The 15882-nt window shown below is 68.6% G+C and carries 20 protein-coding genes; 1 reads left to right on the top strand and 19 read right to left on the bottom strand.

What is annotated here, in order from left to right:
* Nucleotides 1–9: 9 nt before the first annotated feature.
* The 8 genes from ACFSCT_RS17670 to ACFSCT_RS17635 all read right to left on the bottom strand — a co-directional run bounded on the left by ACFSCT_RS17670 (nucleotide 10) and on the right by ACFSCT_RS17635 (nucleotide 6121).
* A complete protein-coding gene (locus tag ACFSCT_RS17670; protein WP_379145013.1) occupies nucleotides 10–444 on the bottom strand; it encodes an NlpC/P60 family protein in 435 nt (144 codons plus the stop codon).
* On the bottom strand, nucleotides 441–1325 hold the full coding sequence (locus tag ACFSCT_RS17665) for a DUF2163 domain-containing protein (RefSeq protein ID WP_379145011.1): 885 nt from the start codon (nucleotides 1323–1325) through the stop codon (nucleotides 441–443). Before ACFSCT_RS17665 ends, ACFSCT_RS17670 begins: the two co-directional genes overlap by 4 nt.
* The gene (locus ACFSCT_RS17660) at nucleotides 1322–1948 is read right to left on the bottom strand and encodes a phage distal tail protein, Rcc01695 family (RefSeq protein ID WP_379145009.1); all 627 of its coding nucleotides are present in this window, start codon (nucleotides 1946–1948) and stop codon (nucleotides 1322–1324) included. The genes ACFSCT_RS17665 and ACFSCT_RS17660 overlap by 4 nt, the downstream gene beginning before the upstream one ends.
* Complete coding sequence (locus ACFSCT_RS17655) at nucleotides 1948–2103, bottom strand: hypothetical protein (protein WP_379145008.1); 156 nt, start codon at nucleotides 2101–2103, stop codon at nucleotides 1948–1950. The genes ACFSCT_RS17660 and ACFSCT_RS17655 overlap by 1 nt, the downstream gene beginning before the upstream one ends.
* Nucleotides 2104–2105: 2 nt before the next feature.
* Entirely contained in the window at nucleotides 2106–4523 is a 2418-nt protein-coding gene (locus ACFSCT_RS17650) for a phage tail tape measure C-terminal domain-containing protein (RefSeq protein ID WP_379145006.1), read from the bottom strand.
* Entirely contained in the window at nucleotides 4516–4644 is a 129-nt protein-coding gene (locus tag ACFSCT_RS17645) for a DUF7697 family protein (protein ID WP_379145005.1), read from the bottom strand. Before ACFSCT_RS17645 ends, ACFSCT_RS17650 begins: the two co-directional genes overlap by 8 nt.
* A 98-nt stretch (nucleotides 4645–4742) precedes the next feature.
* Nucleotides 4743–5180 carry a hypothetical protein gene (locus ACFSCT_RS17640; RefSeq protein WP_379145004.1) on the bottom strand — a complete coding sequence of 146 codons (438 nt, stop codon included), beginning with the start codon at nucleotides 5178–5180 and terminating at the stop codon, nucleotides 4743–4745.
* Nucleotides 5180–6121 (bottom strand): phage tail tube protein, encoded by a 942-nt coding sequence (locus ACFSCT_RS17635; protein ID WP_379145002.1) that lies wholly within the window; start codon nucleotides 6119–6121, stop codon nucleotides 5180–5182. The genes ACFSCT_RS17640 and ACFSCT_RS17635 overlap by 1 nt, the downstream gene beginning before the upstream one ends.
* A gap of 56 nt (nucleotides 6122–6177) precedes the next feature.
* On the opposite strand from ACFSCT_RS17635, the gene ACFSCT_RS17630 reads away from it, so the two are divergent.
* On the top strand, nucleotides 6178–6633 hold the full coding sequence (locus ACFSCT_RS17630; RefSeq protein WP_379145001.1) for a thermonuclease family protein: 456 nt from the start codon (nucleotides 6178–6180) through the stop codon (nucleotides 6631–6633).
* A 10-nt stretch (nucleotides 6634–6643) separates the two neighbouring features.
* Here ACFSCT_RS17630 and ACFSCT_RS17625 read toward each other — a convergent pair whose 3' ends face one another.
* The 11 genes from ACFSCT_RS17625 to ACFSCT_RS17575 form a co-directional block, all read right to left on the bottom strand.
* Entirely contained in the window at nucleotides 6644–7063 is a 420-nt protein-coding gene (locus ACFSCT_RS17625; RefSeq protein ID WP_379144999.1) for an acyl-CoA transferase, read from the bottom strand.
* Between the two features lie 17 nt (nucleotides 7064–7080).
* On the bottom strand, nucleotides 7081–8049 hold the full coding sequence (locus tag ACFSCT_RS17620) for an exonuclease domain-containing protein (RefSeq protein WP_379144997.1): 969 nt from the start codon (nucleotides 8047–8049) through the stop codon (nucleotides 7081–7083).
* A 123-nt stretch (nucleotides 8050–8172) separates the two neighbouring features.
* Nucleotides 8173–8805 carry a DUF6441 family protein gene (locus ACFSCT_RS17615; protein WP_074971231.1) on the bottom strand — a complete coding sequence of 211 codons (633 nt, stop codon included), beginning with the start codon at nucleotides 8803–8805 and terminating at the stop codon, nucleotides 8173–8175.
* Nucleotides 8802–9113: a head-tail joining protein gene (locus tag ACFSCT_RS17610; RefSeq protein ID WP_379144995.1), complete on the bottom strand. Its 312-nt coding sequence runs from the start codon at nucleotides 9111–9113 to the stop codon at nucleotides 8802–8804. Before ACFSCT_RS17610 ends, ACFSCT_RS17615 begins: the two co-directional genes overlap by 4 nt.
* Complete coding sequence (locus tag ACFSCT_RS17605; protein WP_379144994.1) at nucleotides 9113–10126, bottom strand: major capsid protein; 1014 nt, start codon at nucleotides 10124–10126, stop codon at nucleotides 9113–9115. The genes ACFSCT_RS17610 and ACFSCT_RS17605 overlap by 1 nt, the downstream gene beginning before the upstream one ends.
* An 82-nt stretch (nucleotides 10127–10208) precedes the next feature.
* Nucleotides 10209–10574 carry a head decoration protein gene (locus tag ACFSCT_RS17600; RefSeq protein WP_379144992.1) on the bottom strand — a complete coding sequence of 122 codons (366 nt, stop codon included), beginning with the start codon at nucleotides 10572–10574 and terminating at the stop codon, nucleotides 10209–10211.
* A gap of 4 nt (nucleotides 10575–10578) precedes the next feature.
* Nucleotides 10579–11604: a head maturation protease, ClpP-related gene (locus tag ACFSCT_RS17595; RefSeq protein WP_379144991.1), complete on the bottom strand. Its 1026-nt coding sequence runs from the start codon at nucleotides 11602–11604 to the stop codon at nucleotides 10579–10581.
* 4 nt (nucleotides 11605–11608) lie between these two features.
* A complete protein-coding gene (locus ACFSCT_RS17590) occupies nucleotides 11609–13129 on the bottom strand; it encodes a phage portal protein (RefSeq protein WP_379144990.1) in 1521 nt (506 codons plus the stop codon).
* A gap of 4 nt (nucleotides 13130–13133) precedes the next feature.
* Complete coding sequence (locus ACFSCT_RS17585; protein ID WP_379144988.1) at nucleotides 13134–13349, bottom strand: phage head-tail joining protein; 216 nt, start codon at nucleotides 13347–13349, stop codon at nucleotides 13134–13136.
* Nucleotides 13350–13352: 3 nt separating this feature from the next.
* Nucleotides 13353–15347 carry a phage terminase large subunit family protein gene (locus ACFSCT_RS17580; protein WP_379144986.1) on the bottom strand — a complete coding sequence of 665 codons (1995 nt, stop codon included), beginning with the start codon at nucleotides 15345–15347 and terminating at the stop codon, nucleotides 13353–13355.
* Complete coding sequence (locus ACFSCT_RS17575) at nucleotides 15295–15879, bottom strand: hypothetical protein (RefSeq protein WP_379144985.1); 585 nt, start codon at nucleotides 15877–15879, stop codon at nucleotides 15295–15297. Before ACFSCT_RS17575 ends, ACFSCT_RS17580 begins: the two co-directional genes overlap by 53 nt.
* Nucleotides 15880–15882 lie beyond the last annotated feature (3 nt).

Genomic DNA, 15882 nt, shown 5'->3' with positions numbered 1-15882 from the left:
TCGTGGGTCTCAGCGTTTCGGGAACAGGAAGGCGAAGGCGATGCGCCGCCGCCAAGCTTGGGTCAGCGGTTGCTCGATCACGCCGAGCCGCTCATAGGCATGGAGGAAAGTGTCGCGCCCGGTCAGGATCCCGACATGCTTGGCGATCGCGCGGGGCTTCATGCGGAACAGCAGCAGCGCGCCGGGACCTGCCTCGGCAGGCGGCGCCTCGATCATCATGGCGCGCGCGCCCTCGGCCAGAACTTCGCGCGGGCCCGTCTCCCCCCAGTCGCGGCTGTAGGGCGGGATCGGGAACGGCTCGGGGCCGACGACCTCGCGCCAGACGCCCCTTGCCAGCCCGAGGCAATCGCAGCCGACGCCGCGCAGGCTGGCCTGATCGTGGTACGGCGTGCCGAGCCAGGAGCGCGCAATGGTGATGACGCGGGTGGGATAAGCGGAGGTCACAGCACGGACCCCTCGTGCCCGCCATCCTTGGTGGCGTAGCGGAGTACGGCGTCCTGGCCGGGGATGTGCGGGAAACCGCGAAAGTTGAGGGTATTCGCGAACTTCGCCCCGCAGGTCTCCATGCGCTTGTCGCAGCCCGCGCGGATGGTGAAGCCGTCGCCCTCGGCGATCGCGCGCACCGGCGCTTCGAGCAGGGTCAGGATCGCCACGCCGTCCGTGACGTCATGGCCGAGCACCTCCGTCCGCCGTCCCGCATTGGCGCCGCTGGTCCATTCGATGGTGCCAAAGGTGAACCAGCCAGAGATGAATGCACCCAGCCCCGAGGCGGTGAAGGCTCGGTCGCGCAGAAGGTCGATCACGGCGCCCGTGCCCTTGAACGCCGTGTTCTCCAGATCGACACCGCAGCGCGCATCCCCCAACGCGGCGTCGCAGGTCGCCTGGAACGTCCGCCCGACCGTCTGGCTCAGCACATGGGCGAGCGAGCGGACTTCGGCGACGAAGGCCAGCCGCCCGCGCCGAATCTGGCCGATGGCCCCGCGCCGCATCAACACGCGCTGACCCGTGTCGGCCCAGTTCACGCGCCAGACATCGACCTCCGCGTTGTCCCAGCGGCCGTCGAGGATGTCGGTCTCGGTGATGCGGTCCGAGGTCAGCACCCCCTCGGCATCCTGCGCATCGACCGACAGGTCCGATCCCGACCGCACCTCGGATGCCGTGAGCCCGCTCTCGGGCTCGAAGTCGGTCCCGTCGAAGCTGAGCGTCCGGTCGTGGTCGGTGAAGCCGAAACTCGCGCCATCGGCGCGGGCGATACGCCAGCACCAGGCGAGCGTCGTGGTGCCCTCGTCAAGATGGGCCTGCAGAGAGGGGTCGAGGGTCTTCATCGGCGCAGTTCCAGCAGCGGAATGGAGGTGATCGAGCCGAGCCGCTCGAGGTCGAGCGTCACGTCGAGCACGTCGGTGTCGAAACGGACGGGAACGTCGAATTCGAAGCCTGCGGTGATCGCGACGCCAGGGCCCGGCGCGGCGCTGAAGGTGACGACGCCGGTGGCGGTGTCGACCGACCAGCCGGAGAGCTGCTCGACACCCGACAGCGCGATGCGCACGCTGCCCGCCACCGGCTTGGCGATGGGGCGCGACCAGGATTGCGCGCCCGAGGCATAGTGCTTCACCAGCTGGAAAGCGGTGGTCGTGCCATCCCCGGTGCCGATGGCCTGATCGGTCGGCGATGGCGTGCCCGAAGGCAAGCAGGACTTGTGGTCGCCCCAGTCCTTGTAGCGGAAGCCGTGGAGCCGCCCGTTGCGCGCCTCGAAGAAAGCGACCACGGCGGCCAGATCGTCGGCGCGGCGAATGCCGTAGGCGACATCGTAGCGGCGGCGCGAGTTGGCCCAGCTCGCGTTGCGTTCCTCGTCGCCCGAGGCAAGCTCGACGATCTGCGTGCGCCGTTCCGGCCCGCCCCGCGCACCCCGGCTGATGTTGTCGGGGAACCGGACCTCGTGAAACGCCATCACATGCCTCTCCGCCCGAGCAACACGGCGCGCGCGATGTCGGCGTTCGGCCGGCGGAACGTCCACTGGAAGTTCCGCTCTTCGGCCTCACCCTGCGTCCGCGAATGCCGGAAGCTCTGATCCTCGAGCCATTTCTTGATGATCAGGCATGGCATCGTCACATCCCCCTGCGCCCGAGCGAGACCGCACGGGCGATGTCCGCGGCCACCTGTGTCCTTGATTGGCGGAAGCTCTCGGCGTCGCGCGCCATGATGGTGACGTTGACCGCGCCGCTCGCGCCGTAGCTCTGCGCCTCACGCCGCGACAGCACGCGCTCGCCCCGCTGCAGGATCGCGGGCACCTCGTCGTGGCGAAGTCCGGCCATGCCGCCGCCATGCATCCGGGGCGCGGTGGCGAACGCCATGGCCGGGACCAATCGCGAGGGCGCGGCCGATCCGACCATCCCACCTGCGTGCAGGACGTTGGCGAAGATGCCGCCCGCACCGGAGAACACGCCGGAGAGCGCGTTGGCGAGCGGCCCGAGGATGAACCGCCGCGCCGCGAGCCGGGCGAGATGGGCGAGCAGCGAGGTGACGAGATCGCGGAAGTTCAGCTTGCCCGTCTTCACGAACTGGCCGACGGCGTTCTCCGCAGACTGAAAGGCGCTGACCAAGCTCTGGCCGATGTCCCCTCCGATCGCGCGGGCGCGGCTCGCGTAGTCCGACAGCGCGGCGGTGACTGCCTGCCAGCCGGTGACGGTCGTCTCGGCGTTGGGTTCAGCGGCGGCAGCCGCCGCGCCTGCGGCAGCGCCGGCATCGGTCGCGGCGCGTCCGGCATCGCCGAGCGCCGTCTCCAGCCGCTCCGCCGCGCCGGTGGCCTCGGTCAGCGCTTCGGCACTGGCCTCGTCGGTGCCGCGCACCGCATCGCGCAGGGCCTGCCAGCTTTCGAGGGGCGCGCGGGCCCCCTCAGCCAGGTCGCGCGCCGCCCCGCGATAGAGGTTCGCGGACTCGAGCGCCCGGTTCGCCGCCTCGGTCAGGCCGAGATCGGGCGCGGTCAGCGGATTGTTCTCGAAGGCCCGGTCGAACGCCGCCTGCGCCGCCGTGGTGGCAGCACTGGCCGCGCCCGCGAAGCGGTTCTCGATCTCGCCAAGGTCGAGGTCGGGTACCAGCGAGATGCGCCGCTCCGACCCGAGCGCTTCCAGCCCCTCGTTGATCCCGCCGATGAAGCCGTTGATGCGCGAGACCACGCCGTTCAGCATCGCCTCGACGCCGTCGACCAGGCTGTTGGCAGCCTGGAACGCCAGATCGCCGATGGCGGCGGGAAGCAGGCCCCAGATCGCCTTGATCGCCTCGTAGGCGCCTTCGAAGGTGTTCGCCGCCGTGTTGCCGAAGGCAACGACGCTCTCGATGGCGCTCTGCATGCCCGACGCGGCGTTCGCCTTCAGGTCGAAGAACATCGCCGTGGCGGCCGCGCCCGCCGCAGCGGCGCCCATCCTGATGCGTTCCCAAACCTCGACCCCCAGGTCCTTCAAGAGCGACATCGCCTCGCCGAAGCCGCCGGCACCAGAGACGAGGCGGGTGAACTGATAGACGAGCTCGCCGGCGCCGACGATCAGCGCCCCGATGCCGGTGCGGATGAGCGCCCCGCGCAGGACGACCAGCGCCGTGGCAAGGCCCCGGACCGAGAGCGCGGCGGCGGCCATGCCAGCCACCCATCGGCCCGCGAGGAAGGCGGCGAAGGGGGCGGCATAGGTTGTCAGGCGGCCGATGTTGTCGAAGAGACCCCGGATCGCGATGCCGAGCGGACCGGTGCGGCTGGCAATGGCCGCCATGGCGTTGGCAACCGCCTCGAGCGCGGGGGCTGCGGCGACGGCGAGCTGGTTCGACAGCCCGCGCCAGATCAGACCGAGCCGGGAGATCGCATCGTTCGTCCGCTCGATCTGGTCGGCATCCTGCTCGGAGACGACGACACCGAAGGCAAGGACATCCTCCGTCGCCTGGCGCAGCGTCGCCGTGTCGATCCGGCTCATGGCGATGGAGCCTTCCTCGCCGAAGAGCTGGCCCGCAACGGCGGCGCGCTCGTCGGCAGGCACAAAGCTCTCGATTGCGGCGTTGATCGCGCCGACGCGCTGGTCCAGCGGCAGGGCGATCAGTTCATTGGCCGAAAGCCCCAGTCGGTCGAGCGCGTCGGCGGCGGGGCCGGTTCCGGCGGCCGCCTGGCTGAGACGGCGCGTCAGATCCTTCGTGGCTTGCTCGATGCCGGACATGGACACGCCGGCCAGTTCGCCCGCACGCTCCAGCATCTGGATCGAGGCGACCGTGGTGCCGAGGGACTGCGCGAGCTTGGCCTGCGCATCAACCGTCTGGAGGCCGGAGCGCACCATCGCTACGCCCGCGGCCGTGGCGGCAGCGACGGCCGCTGCAGCTGCAACGCGCACCCGCCGCGAGAAGGCCGCGAGCCGGGCGTTCGCCGCCTCCATCTCGCGGCTGAGCCGTCCGAAGCCGCGCGACCCGGCTTCGCCAACACCTTCCAGTTCGGCGCGCACTTGCCGTCCGCCCACGGCCGCGAGGCGGACGCTGACCCTCTTCTCAGCCATCGGAGTGAACCATCTGTTCGTTGAGTTTGGCGACCATCACCGCTTCGATGACAGGCAGCAGTTCGGCCATGGCGAGCGGAGGCACGCCGAGCGCGTCACCGAGCGCCAGCGCCGCAGTCATGTCCCAGCCAATCACTGCGCTGGGCAGGACGCGCAGCTGTCCGCCGAGGCGGCCGACCAGATCCCGGACCTGCCAGCCCTCATAGGTCAGCGGCCGGTTCAGCCGCGCCGGGCAGTCTTCGCACGCCGTTTGGCAGGCGTCGCAGTATCGCTCGCCCCCGCCGAAGGACCACTCGGCGAGAGCGCGGAGCCGTTTTTTTCCTGTTCCAGCAGCAGACCCTTCGAGACGTAGGTCAGCTGGAACGCCTCGAAGATCGGCCAGACATCGAGCAGCGCGTCGATGGCCTCCGGGCTCGGATCGATGAGGTTGCCATCGGCATCGCCGATGCCCTCCCAGGCGAGCACCGCCCGACGCGCGAGAGCCTTGGCGAAGGCGACCGCGCGCTCCTCGTCGGAGGCGTCCTCGGGCATGGCTTCGACGGCCGGATCGCTGCGCGTTGCCACCATCAGGGCGGTGGTCAGCGGGCGCAGCTGCACCCGGACGCCGGGGGCGAGGTCATGCCAGCGCGAGCCATTGGTCAGGTCGAGCGTCAGCATCAATACGTCTCCAGATCATTCACGAGAGTCGCGGTGCACATCCGGCCGACGACGCTGTCGCGGGCGGCCTGCCAGTCGAACGTCGCCTGCACGCCTTGCGGCCCGGAGATCTCGATGCGCGGCCGCGGCAGGTAGACGGCGTGCACGGTGAAGGTGAAGCTCTCGCCCGAGGGCAGGACGTAGGCGAACTCCATCTCGCAGGCCTCGCCGTTGATCGCTTGGCTTACCAGCGTCTGGTCAGCGAAGCGCACCTCGATCCGGCCGGTGAGCGCCGCAATGGACGGGTCCGCGCCGTCGATGCGCCCGTCCGAGCGAATGGTCTCGATGCGGTCGAGGTTGTTGGCATAGGTAATCTCGGCCGAGACCACGTTGCCGAGGGCGGTGCCATTGCGCGCAATCGCCCCGTTGAAATGCCCGAAGCGCTTCAACTCCAGCGCGGAAGGCGTCCCGGCACTGGTCGTCGCCCCGACCGTCTCGCCCTGCGCCACCAGCCGCGCCGTGGCGGTCAGCAGGCCCGAGCGCTGCATCTGCCAGGTGATCTGGTCGAGCACGCAGCCCGAGTACATCGCATACCGAGGGACCTCAGGCATGCCGGTTTCGATCGACATCGACGGCAGCGTCCAGGACCCCGACTGGAACTCGTGGCTGTACGGAGCCTCCGCGCCCGTGGTCGAGGGCGCGCCGAAGGCCGCTTTCAGCCAGAAGCCGAAGGCCTCCGCGTCGAGCGGCACGACGACATCGCCGTCGGCCGTCACCGCGTCCTTGATCGGCGCCAGCGGATCGCGGCCGTAGCCGAGAAGCTCGGAGTTTAGCAGCGGCTGCTCCGCCCCCAGCGAGGTGCTGGCGAAGGGCATGCGGGTGAAGCCGCTGGCGGGCGGCGTTCCATAGGTCGTCTCGAACGCAAGCGCCATCAGCGCCCGCGCCCCCTGGGCTCGTGCCATGGTGTTCTCCTTGATGGTGTCGAAGCGCGGTTGCGTTCGGTCAGGCCGTGCCGCACATGAAGGTCATGCGCGGTAATCGTCCCAATTTCCCGCTCAGTATTTCCGGTTGGTGGATCATCACCCGGATGATCGTTTCTGTCCTCGCGGTCCTTGTTCTTTTGAACGGCCCTGTCTTGGCACAGACGAACACCGTGAGCGGCACGGTGCGCTATGTGGCGGACGGCGACACCTTCTCACTCCGCGGCGTTGAGCGGCCGATCCGCGTCTGGGGCCTCGACGCGCCGGAGCGCAACGAGCGCGGTGCTTCCGCGGCGACGTCTACTCTGCGGCGGCTGGTCACCGGGCAAAGCCTGACCTGTCGCGTGCGCGATATCGACCGGTACGGACGGATCGTCGGGCAGTGCTTCCTCGCCGATGGCCGCGATGTTGCAGCCCAGATGATTGCTGCCGGAGTAGCCCGAGAATACTGCTACTTCTCGGGCGGCTACTACGGCACCTGTCGCGGCAACTGACCCGTCGGCTCTACCCGAGCGGGTCTGCCGTGGAGTAGTGAAGCAAAACGGGGATCACCGCCGCCTTGAGGCTCGCGGCACCCTCGACTGGCAGGTCCACTACCCGCGGCGCTTCAGCCTCGACCCAGTCGCAGAGTCCGCCCAGCGTGCGGTCGGCGGCGAGCACCGAGCCGATGCCGGCGGTCAGCGTATCGAAGGCGGCGTCACGCGCTGCGCCCTGCACGACGGCCTCGATCTCGGCCTGGTGCTGGTAGTGGTAGCGCAAGGGCGACAGCGTAACCTCCGGCTCGCCTGGCTCACCGTCGCGCAGGATCAGCAGCCCCTCGGCCGGCACGCGCTCGGGCAACACCTCGCCGCGGAGCGCGGTGGCGGGCAGCGCCGAGAGCCGCGCAAGCAGCGCGGCGAGGATGGTTTCGCGGAGCGAGGACATTGTCGTTTCTTAGTGTGCTAGCGAGAAGACAGGCGCTGGTATGTCGATGCGCCGAGACGATCGGTAAATCGGTCCTCCGGCCGCTGACTATACACCCATGCACCTTTCACCACGCCTGCTTCTGTGAGTGCCTGAAGATGCCGGTCAATCTCTTTATCGCCCTCATTATATTCGCGAAAGCGCCAATGCTCCACTCCACGCCTTTGGTACCGGAATCCGTATGAATTGAGCATTCCCTTCACGTGATCTTGGCCGACGCTGTGGGGCTGGAGATCCAGCCGAATGATCACCTTCGGCTTGAGCGAATTTCTTATTAATTCATTGATTGCTTGGCGCCCATCAGCCGACTTGTCCGTCAAGATGTATGCTGTTGCAATTACGTCATCGAGAGCGTCGTGAGCGCCGTACCAGTAGCCCATGGAATGGGCAAGCAACTCCAACTTTTCCGGTTTCCCACGCGCATTCCAGTCAACATCTCGCATTGAGCAAGCCCACGGCAGCGTGTTGAGGCCCGCCCCCCAGAACTCTCGTTCCACGAGAGGACGATCGAAACTGGCATTGTGGGCGATAACGACGTCTACTTTTTGTCTGTCAATAAAATCCTTGATATCTGCAGGATTGATGCTCTTTCCTTTAATGTCCCCACCGTTCAGGCCGTGGACGTTTGTTGCTCTTGGCTCAATCGGGACACCTGGATCATGGAGCGCCGAGTCAAATTCGCCGAGTGATTTTATTCCATCGTCGTGGAAGAAGAACTCGATCAAGGCAAGTTGGATAACGCTCTCAGCTTTTGACGTGCGGCCAGTAGTTTCCACGTCGAGAATAATTCCACGCCTAACTGAGCCATCTTTTGGCGTAGAACGGTAATCATTGAAGTGTTCCACACTGACCTTCTCAAGGACGCGAAAGTTTTCCAGCCAAGTGTCGGCAGAATCTGTAGCCGTTTGGCTGAGGAATCGCTTCAAAACGTCTTGGTTCTGCTCCATGCCCGCCTATTTCCTATTTTGCCGTCGCGACCATAGGCAGCTGAGCCGTTCGTGCAAGCGATTGTAGAGTGAAGACCCTGCACTTCGACACAAACTCGCCGAGCAGTCTGCAGATGACCGAAATCAATACCTCTCGTCCACCCAGTTAGCCACGATCAGCCCCGGCACGCTGTCATGCGCACGCCCGGCGTCCCGACCGAGATCCAGCCGCTTAGGCAGCTTCACCTGCGGCACCAGCAGGAAGATCGGCGCGGTGACCTGGTTGCGGCCGGTCTTCGAGCGCGATGCCACCGCCTGGCCACGGGTGTTGAGGCGGGCCCGGTCGGCGACGAGCAGGCTCGGGCCGCGCCGGCGATAGACGAAGCGCAGGCGTAGGCCACGGCGGCGCTCCCATTCGCCGGGGGTGAGCTTGGAACCTCGAAGGCCACGGCCGGCGGCTTCGGTCGGGATCGCCAGCCAGAACCCAGCCTTCGAGCGGATCAGAGGGCCGGTGTCGTGGGCGCCGACGATGACCGGGGCTTTCGACCAGATGAGCGCCGCGGCGTTCAGGCTCTCTCCGGCCTTCGGATAGGCCTGGCTCCGGATGGAGTTGGCGAGCCGCGGTCCGAGCCCCGCGCCGGTGATCTGGCTGCGCCAGGCAGTCTTGAGGCCGTTGCCGGCCTCGCGCATGGCGGCGGTCACCGCCTTCTCGCCGGCCTTCACCTCCGCGGCCATGGCGGCGACGAGATCGGGCGTGATGTCGAGTTTCAGCTTCATGCTGGGCGCAGATCCACGGTCCAGACGAGCCGTTCGCGGTCGCGGACGGGCTCACCCTGAATAAGGAAGGCCTCGCCGTCGATCTCGATCCGATCGCCGGGACGCGGGTTGGCGACCTCGGCGAGGCGCAGATCCAGCCGGGTTGTCTCCGACCAGATGCGCGCCTCGCCGAAGCCGGTCACGTCGTCCGGCCGGCGGAGGATGGCGCGGACCAGCGATGGCGCGCCGCCCTCGGACGTGTAGACCACGTCGCGCGCGAGATGCGCGTCCGCGAAGAGCGCGTCGAGGGCGGCTTTGAGGCCGGTCATCAGGTCCGCCGCGCCGATCGCAGCACCTGCGGCCGGGTGCAGATCGGGAGCGGGTTGCTCTCGATCTCGAGCCGCACCCATTCATCGCGGTCCCGGTCGGGGATCGTTCGGGCGTAGAGCGGCTGGCCGAGCGTGTTGACCGTCTCGAAGGTGTCGGCGGGCGCATAGTAGATCTCGAAGAGCCCCTCGATGCCTTCGGGATAGAAGAACGCTTTGTCGGTCGGGACCGTGAAGCCGACGCCGCCCCGGTAGCGGCGGAAGGTGATGCCACCGAAGCTGACCTCGTCGGCGACGCGACCGCGCAGATCGGCCGCGGCGGCGGTGTTGAGGTAAGTCTCCCGTACCTCCTTGTGGGCCACGAGATCGGCGAAGAAGGCCGAGCCGCATTCGGCCCGGATCTGCACGGCGCCGGCCGAAAGCCCGCCCATCGAGTCCTCGACGCTCTCGATCAGCGCCTGGCAGCGCTTTCGAAGTGCTCCCGAGGCCGGGTTCGCATTGTCGAGGTCGAAGTCGATCTCGGCCGCGGGCGAGATACCGAACTCGGTGAAGTAGTTCACGACAGTGGCGTGGTCCTTCGGGTCCTTCACCAGCCCCTGGATACCGTTCAGGAGGTGGTATTCGAAGGTGGTCTCGGCGTCCTGCCGTAGCTTCCTGAGCCGATAGGCCACCTCGGTCTGCACCTGCTGGGTGGCGCTCTCCGAGCCGAAGTCGCGAACGGACTGGATCTCGGAGGCCCAGAGCACGTCCTGCTTCTTGAACTGCCGGCAGACGAAGGCGCGCATCTCGCGCCGGTCGGGCACCTGCTGCTCGTAGGCCGAGCCGCGCTCCGAGAACGGGATCAGCGACAGGGTCCCGTCGCGGCTCTCGATCACGACGGTGCGCGAGCGCACGCCGTGCGGGCTGAAGAGGTTCGAGCCGGAGAGCAGCGCGGGCTTGTAAGGGATGTTCTCGAGCGCGCGGGTGAGCTCGACGATGGTGAAGGCATCGCCTTCGAAGATGTCCATGGTGGCCATGAGGATGCCTCCTGTCGTGAGTGCGCCCAGCAAAAGTGGACGCCGGTTTTGCGTCCGGGCGCGCGTGGAAAAGGGGATTGGATCAGCGGACGAGGATGCCCGCGGCGAGGAGCGCGGTATGGGCGGCCGTGATCTCCCCCTCGCTGGACGTGCCGGCGAATACGAGGTCATGGCGGTTGACGATTGCAGGACCGCGAATGAGCGCGACGGCCGGAGCATCGCCACCGGACGCATCCGCCTTGCCCCAGAGCACGGCGACGGCGGTCTCGGTGCCGTCGACGGCGGCCGGATCGTGGGCGGCGTACTTGCCCGACGCGGTGATCTTGCCGAGCACCGTGCCGGATTCGAGCGTGCCCGCGGAGACGGTGATCGTCTCGCGGGTGTAATCGGGATGGGCTTCCCAGACGAGGAAGCCGCCGGGGTGTTTCCCTTCGACCAGCGTGGTCATGATGTCATCCTTTCAGCTTGAAGGTGCGGGCGACGATCTCGCCCCAGGGGCGCGCGGCCGAGGACCGGCCGGGCTGCGGGTGATGGGGCGCGATCTCGGGCTCTGCCTCGGCCTTGGCGGCGAGGAGCGCCGCGCGGACCTCGTCGAGGCTGGCGTCCGTTTCGAGGAAGCGGCCGGCCATCTGCGGCTGGCCCGCGAGGCGGCAGAGATCGACGACGGCCCGGGCATGCCTGATGGCCTCTGCCCGGATCGCGGCGGGATCGGGCGGCGAACCGCTCGGTGGCGGGGTTTCGGCGGGCGGCTCCGAGGTGTCGGAAGCGGCGGCCGGCTGGTACTCGGCGTCCGCGACCTCGTCGCCTTCGGCAGCGGCGTCAGTGTCCTCGTCCGCTTCGATCTCACCGCCGTCGCTCTCGCTGTCGGGCTCCGGCTCGGCTTCGATGGCTTCGACCAGTACCAGCGGCGCATTGCGGAAACGACCGATGTCGAAGGCTGCTGCGATCCGGACAGGTTCGATCAGCCGGTCGGCGAAGCCCTGCGCCACCGCATCCGCGGCGCCGAACCAGGTCTCTGCCGCCATGAGCGCGGAGACCTCCTCCGCCGACCGACCGGATTTCGCGGCGTAGCCCGAGACGAGGCTGCCCTTCACCTTGTCCAGCGCCTCGGCCATGGCGCGCATGTCTTCGGCCGTGCCCATCACGAGGCCGGCGGGATCGTGGATCATCAGGAAGGCGTTCTCGGGCATGACGATCTCGTCGCCCGCCATGGCGATGTAGGAGGCAGCCGAGGCGGCAATGCCGTCGATCCAGACGGTGATGGTGCCCTCGTGGCGCTTCAGCGCGTTGTGGATCGCGACGGCGTCGAAGACCGAGCCGCCGGGGCTGTTCAGCCGCAGATCGACGGGCGTGCCCTCGGGCAGTGCGCCCAGTTCGGCGAGGAAGCCCTTAGCCGAGACCCCGTAGGCGCCGATCTCGTCATAGATCGCCACTTCCGCACCCGTCCCCCGGGCACGGATCGCATACCAGCTTGCCATGTCGTCACTCCTGTTCGGTGGCCGGATCGGTCGCGACGGCGCCGCCATCCGTGTCGTTGCCGGCGCCGTCGCCTGGCTCCGCCCGGGTCGCCGGTGTCGCGCGGGCGCCCTGCGTCTCGCCGGGGCTCGTGCGGTAGCGCAGGCCGAGACCCGTCGCGCGCACGGCGTCGGCCGCGTTCTCGCGATCGACTTCCTCGATGTCGTAGCCGGTGGCCTCGACCACCTTGCGCCGCGAGGTGATGCCCGCCTCCATCGCCAGCACCTGCGCCTGGATGTCCTTCAGCGGATCGACCCAGTCCCAGCGCGGCGGAATCCACTGCACCGGCCGCGCCGTCGCGGGATCGGCATCGAGCGCGCCCGACAGCACCGCCGTCTCCAGCCAGCGCCGCCAGACCGCGCGGCAGAGCTGGTGCACGATCACGCCATGCTGCAGCTGGCCGATGCGGCGACGGAACTCCACGAGCTCCGCCCTGAGGCTCGAGTAATTCGCCTGCCGGACATCGCCGGTGACGAGGTGATAGGGCAGCCCCAGCGAGGCGGAGACCGCCAGCAGCGTGCGGTACTGGAACGCCTCATAGCCGCCGCCGACATCCGCGGGCGACGAGAATTTCACGTCCTCGCCCGGCAGCAGCACCTGCATCGTGCCGGGCTCGAGGCTCGCGATGGCAGCCCCGTCGAGATCCGCCTCCGCCTCGCCCATCATGGGCTCTTCCGGCGCGGTCTTGGTGATGAAGCCCGCGAACATCGCCGCGGTCTTCTTCCGGTCGAGTTCGGCGTCGTCGTACTGGTCGAGCAGGAACAGCCGCACCATCGCGGGTGCGATATGCGGCAGTCCCCGGATCTGGCCCGCGTCGATGGGCCGGTAGATGTGCAGCACGTCGGCCGCCGGCACGCGCACCGTCTCCGGGATCACCACTCCCTGGTCGGTGCTGTCGCCCGGATGGCGGCGGCGGAAGTGGTAGGCCACGCGCCGGCCGATCCCATCGAACTCGATCCCGCATCGGATGCGGTTGCCGTTTCCCGCCGTCTCAGTCTTCTCGAATGGCAGCATCTCGGACTGCAGGAGTTGCAGCTGCAGCGGGACGAGCAGTCCGTCCTCCGCGCGACGGGGTCGGAGCCGGACGAAGCACTCGCCCGCGACGAACATCTCCCGCGCGACCATGGCCTGCAGGCCGTAGAAGTCGGTCAGCCCGTCCGCGTCAGCCTCGTCCGTCCAGGCGAGCCAGAGCTGCTGAACCCGGTCGCGCAGATCGCCGTCCCCGATCAGCGAGGATGGCTTGATCCCGTCGCCGACAAGGTTCGCGGCGAAGGCCTCGCAAGCGTTGGCGGCATAGCCGTTGGTCACCACCAGCTCGCGGGACCGCGCCAAGAGCCGAGGACCGCCCGAGGCAACCAGCGCGTTGATGTTCTCGAGCGGCGGGTTCCATCCGCGCAGCCGCCGCTTCGCCATGGCGCCTTCGAGACGGGCGCGCACGGCAGCGGGGCCGCCGGTGGTCCGACGGCGAAAGCGGTCGAACAGCTTCATGGGATCAGAGCCCCTTCGCCGTCGTCACGCGCACTTGCCGCACGAGCCGACGCCCCTCGGCCGCGGCGATCTCGCGGTCCAGTGCCTCGATGGCCCGATCGATCTCGGCCACGCTCCGATAGTCCACGGTCTTGCCGTCATAGCTCACCCGCGCGACACCCGAGGACCGCTGCGCGGTCAGCGCGTCGCGGCGTGCGCGGAGCTCGGCGGCCGTGGCCATGGATCACCTCATGTAGCTCGAGCGCACCGTGCGCCGGCGCTGCATCGTTCGTGTCGGGACGGCCGGCGCCGTTGCCGGACCGGCTTCGGATCCGTCCTGCTTCGCCACCCCGAGCTGCGCTTCCAGATCGGCCCACCGCGCCTCGGGCCAGCGATCCGCCCCGATGATCCACGCCGCCGCACGGGCATAGACCCGTGTGTCCAGCGCCTCGTTGCGCTCGCGCAGCTTCTGCCATTCGAGCCGCGCGAAGCCGCGTTTCGTCCGCACGGTCACCAGCTGCTCGGCGGTCAGCTGCTTGAGCCATTCACCGTCCGCCCAGTCCGGCAGATGGATCGTGCCGGGCGGGCACAGCGCGCCCGCCGCCTGTTCCTCCCTCGTCGGCCGGTCCTGCCGCAGGAAGCGATAGGTTTCGGCCTTGAAGGTCGAGGTGGCCACGGTCCAGAGCCGGGCGCCGCGCCGGAGCCGTTTGCCCGCAACGGTCGCGTCGACATAGGTCGGCCCGGTCACCGGGCTCGTCCGGGAGAACCCCTCGACGCCCTTCACCGGCGCGACTTGCGCGAACCCCACCTGGCGCGACCAGGCATAGACTGCGCTGGTCTCGTAGCCCGTATCGATCGCGAGCCGGGCGAGCGTCATTCGCTGACCCGAAGCATGCGTCCATGTCCGCCCGAGCAGATCCGTCAGCTGCTGCCAGCAGGCCGGATCGCCGGGGCCGCCCTCGAGCACGAGGTGATCGACGAGCCAGCTTTCCAGACCCCGACCCCAGGCCCAGACATCGACCTCGATCCGGTCCTTCTGCACGTCGACGCCCGCGGTCAGGAACAGGCCGCGCTCCGGGACCGTGCCCGGCGTCCATGCCTCGCGCCGGTCGGCCAGCCGCTGCCAGTCGGGCGCTTCGCCGGTCTCCATCCAGGTCTCGCCGAGGATGGTGTTCCGGAACGCCCGCATCGCCTCGTCGCTGCCCCGTGCCGCCTCATGCGCCCGCGCGATCCGCTGCCAGCTGAGCCAGCCCACCGGCGAATAGAGCGCCGAGAGGTGATAGCCGACCGTCGTCGGATCGGTGGCGGTGGCGGTCGCGCGCCACTCGCCGCGCTCGAGCATCCTCGTCTTGTGGTGCTCGGCGATGGGCCGCTCGCAGCCCTCGCAGAGATACTCGGCCGTCTCCGGACGGCCCGTCTGCCACCGCAGCCGGTCGAACTTCAGCCACTGCATCGCGTCGCAATGCGGACACGGCACGAAGAACCGGCGCTGGTCGGACGCCTCGAACTCGCGCTCGATCCGGCTCAGCCCCCGGATCGTCGGCGTTGATACCAGGAACACCTTGCGCCGGTGGGCGAAGGTCAGCGAACGGGCTTCCGCCAGCGTGACCGGGTCGCCTTCCTCGTCGGCCGAGGCCGGATAGGCATCGACCTCGTCGAGGAAGATGTAGCGTGCGGGGGTCGAGCGCAGCCCCACCGCCGAGTTCGCGCCGGTCATGATCAGGATGCCGCCCGCAAATTCCTTCGACAGCATCGTGTTGCCCGCGTCGCGCGACCGGGCCGGTTTGACCCGCTCCCGCAGGTCCGGGCTTTCATCGATCAGCGGGTCGATCCGCTGCCGCGAGTTGCGCTTGGCCAGTTCCACCGTCGGCTGGACCGCCAGCATCGGGCCCGGCGCCTGGTGGATCACGAAGCCGATCCAGTTGTTGCCGGCCTCGGTTGCGCCGACCTGCGCGGCCTTCATGAATACAACGCGCTGCGTGGGATCGCCGGGGCTCAGCCGGTCCATGATCTCGCGCATGTAGGGCGTGCGCGCGGTCCGGTACTGCCCGGGCTCGGCCGAGGCGCGCGAGGCGAGTTTCCGGTGGCGGTCCGCCCAGCTCGAGACGGTCAGGTTCGGGTCGGGCCGCAGGCCTCGCGACCAGGCATAGATCAGCGCGGCGGACCCGTCGAACCCGACAAGATCGTCATCCAAGCCCGGGTCGGATCTCGGCGAGGCTGTCGAGCTGGGCGCGGACATGGGCCTCCAGAACCTTCTGCATCAGCGCCGCCTCCACATCGCACCCGTCGCCCAGCGCCGCGGTGAGCTCCGAGGCCATCAGCGCGGCAACCCGCGCCGGCCAGGTCACCCATGCGTCGCGCTCGTCGCGCGCGAGCCGGAACATCAGCGTCTCTGCCCGCGCGCGGTCGACCAGTTCCCCCTTCAGCTTCTGGAGCCGGATGCGCCGCTCCTGCGCCTTCAGCACCTCGTTCGCGGTCTTGGCCTGCAGGAAGGTCGTGCCGCCGCCGACAGCTGGGGCGGACAGCCCCTGTTCCCGTAGCGTGTCGCCGACGGCGGCGACGGCGGCCTCGGGCACGGGTTTCAGCTTCGGCGCGGGCGGTTTGCGGGTCTTCGACGGGTCGGTCGTCTCTGCACGCCGCTTGTCCGAAGCCGCGGCGTCGATGCTGCCATCCTCGTGCAGGACGAGCCGGCCGGCGGCCTTACCCTTCTGGATCGCGCCGCGCGACAGCCCGACATGGGCGGCGTACTGGCGCTCGCTCATGCCCTGCATCGA

Origin of the sequence: Paracoccus pacificus, from assembly GCF_042680785.1 — a bacterium.
GTDB lineage: Bacteria > Pseudomonadota > Alphaproteobacteria > Rhodobacterales > Rhodobacteraceae > Paracoccus > Paracoccus pacificus.
The sequence above is the reverse complement of the archived record's forward strand: the minus strand, read 5'-3'. Positions and strand labels throughout refer to the sequence as shown.

Coding starts and splice junctions, on each gene's coding strand:
- ACFSCT_RS17665 (WP_379145011.1), bottom strand. CDS start 1,325: ATGAAGACCCTCGACCCCTCTCTGCAGGCCCATCTTGACGAGGGCACC.
- ACFSCT_RS17660 (WP_379145009.1), bottom strand. CDS start 1,948: ATGGCGTTTCACGAGGTCCGGTTCCCCGACAACATCAGCCGGGGTGCG.
- ACFSCT_RS17655 (WP_379145008.1), bottom strand. CDS start 2,103: ATGCCATGCCTGATCATCAAGAAATGGCTCGAGGATCAGAGCTTCCGG.
- ACFSCT_RS17650 (WP_379145006.1), bottom strand. CDS start 4,523: ATGGCTGAGAAGAGGGTCAGCGTCCGCCTCGCGGCCGTGGGCGGACGG.
- ACFSCT_RS17645 (WP_379145005.1), bottom strand. CDS start 4,644: ATGACTGCGGCGCTGGCGCTCGGTGACGCGCTCGGCGTGCCTCCGCTC.
- ACFSCT_RS17640 (WP_379145004.1), bottom strand. CDS start 5,180: ATGCTGACGCTCGACCTGACCAATGGCTCGCGCTGGCATGACCTCGCC.
- ACFSCT_RS17635 (WP_379145002.1), bottom strand. CDS start 6,121: ATGGCACGAGCCCAGGGGGCGCGGGCGCTGATGGCGCTTGCGTTCGAG.
- ACFSCT_RS17630 (WP_379145001.1), top strand. CDS start 6,178: ATGAAGGTCATGCGCGGTAATCGTCCCAATTTCCCGCTCAGTATTTCC.
- ACFSCT_RS17625 (WP_379144999.1), bottom strand. CDS start 7,063: ATGTCCTCGCTCCGCGAAACCATCCTCGCCGCGCTGCTTGCGCGGCTC.
- ACFSCT_RS17620 (WP_379144997.1), bottom strand. CDS start 8,049: ATGGAGCAGAACCAAGACGTTTTGAAGCGATTCCTCAGCCAAACGGCT.
- ACFSCT_RS17615 (WP_074971231.1), bottom strand. CDS start 8,805: ATGAAGCTGAAACTCGACATCACGCCCGATCTCGTCGCCGCCATGGCC.
- ACFSCT_RS17610 (WP_379144995.1), bottom strand. CDS start 9,113: ATGACCGGCCTCAAAGCCGCCCTCGACGCGCTCTTCGCGGACGCGCAT.
- ACFSCT_RS17605 (WP_379144994.1), bottom strand. CDS start 10,126: ATGGCCACCATGGACATCTTCGAAGGCGATGCCTTCACCATCGTCGAG.
- ACFSCT_RS17600 (WP_379144992.1), bottom strand. CDS start 10,574: ATGACCACGCTGGTCGAAGGGAAACACCCCGGCGGCTTCCTCGTCTGG.
- ACFSCT_RS17595 (WP_379144991.1), bottom strand. CDS start 11,604: ATGGCAAGCTGGTATGCGATCCGTGCCCGGGGGACGGGTGCGGAAGTG.
- ACFSCT_RS17590 (WP_379144990.1), bottom strand. CDS start 13,129: ATGAAGCTGTTCGACCGCTTTCGCCGTCGGACCACCGGCGGCCCCGCT.
- ACFSCT_RS17585 (WP_379144988.1), bottom strand. CDS start 13,349: ATGGCCACGGCCGCCGAGCTCCGCGCACGCCGCGACGCGCTGACCGCG.
- ACFSCT_RS17580 (WP_379144986.1), bottom strand. CDS start 15,347: ATGTCCGCGCCCAGCTCGACAGCCTCGCCGAGATCCGACCCGGGCTTG.
- ACFSCT_RS17575 (WP_379144985.1), bottom strand. CDS start 15,879: ATGCAGGGCATGAGCGAGCGCCAGTACGCCGCCCATGTCGGGCTGTCG.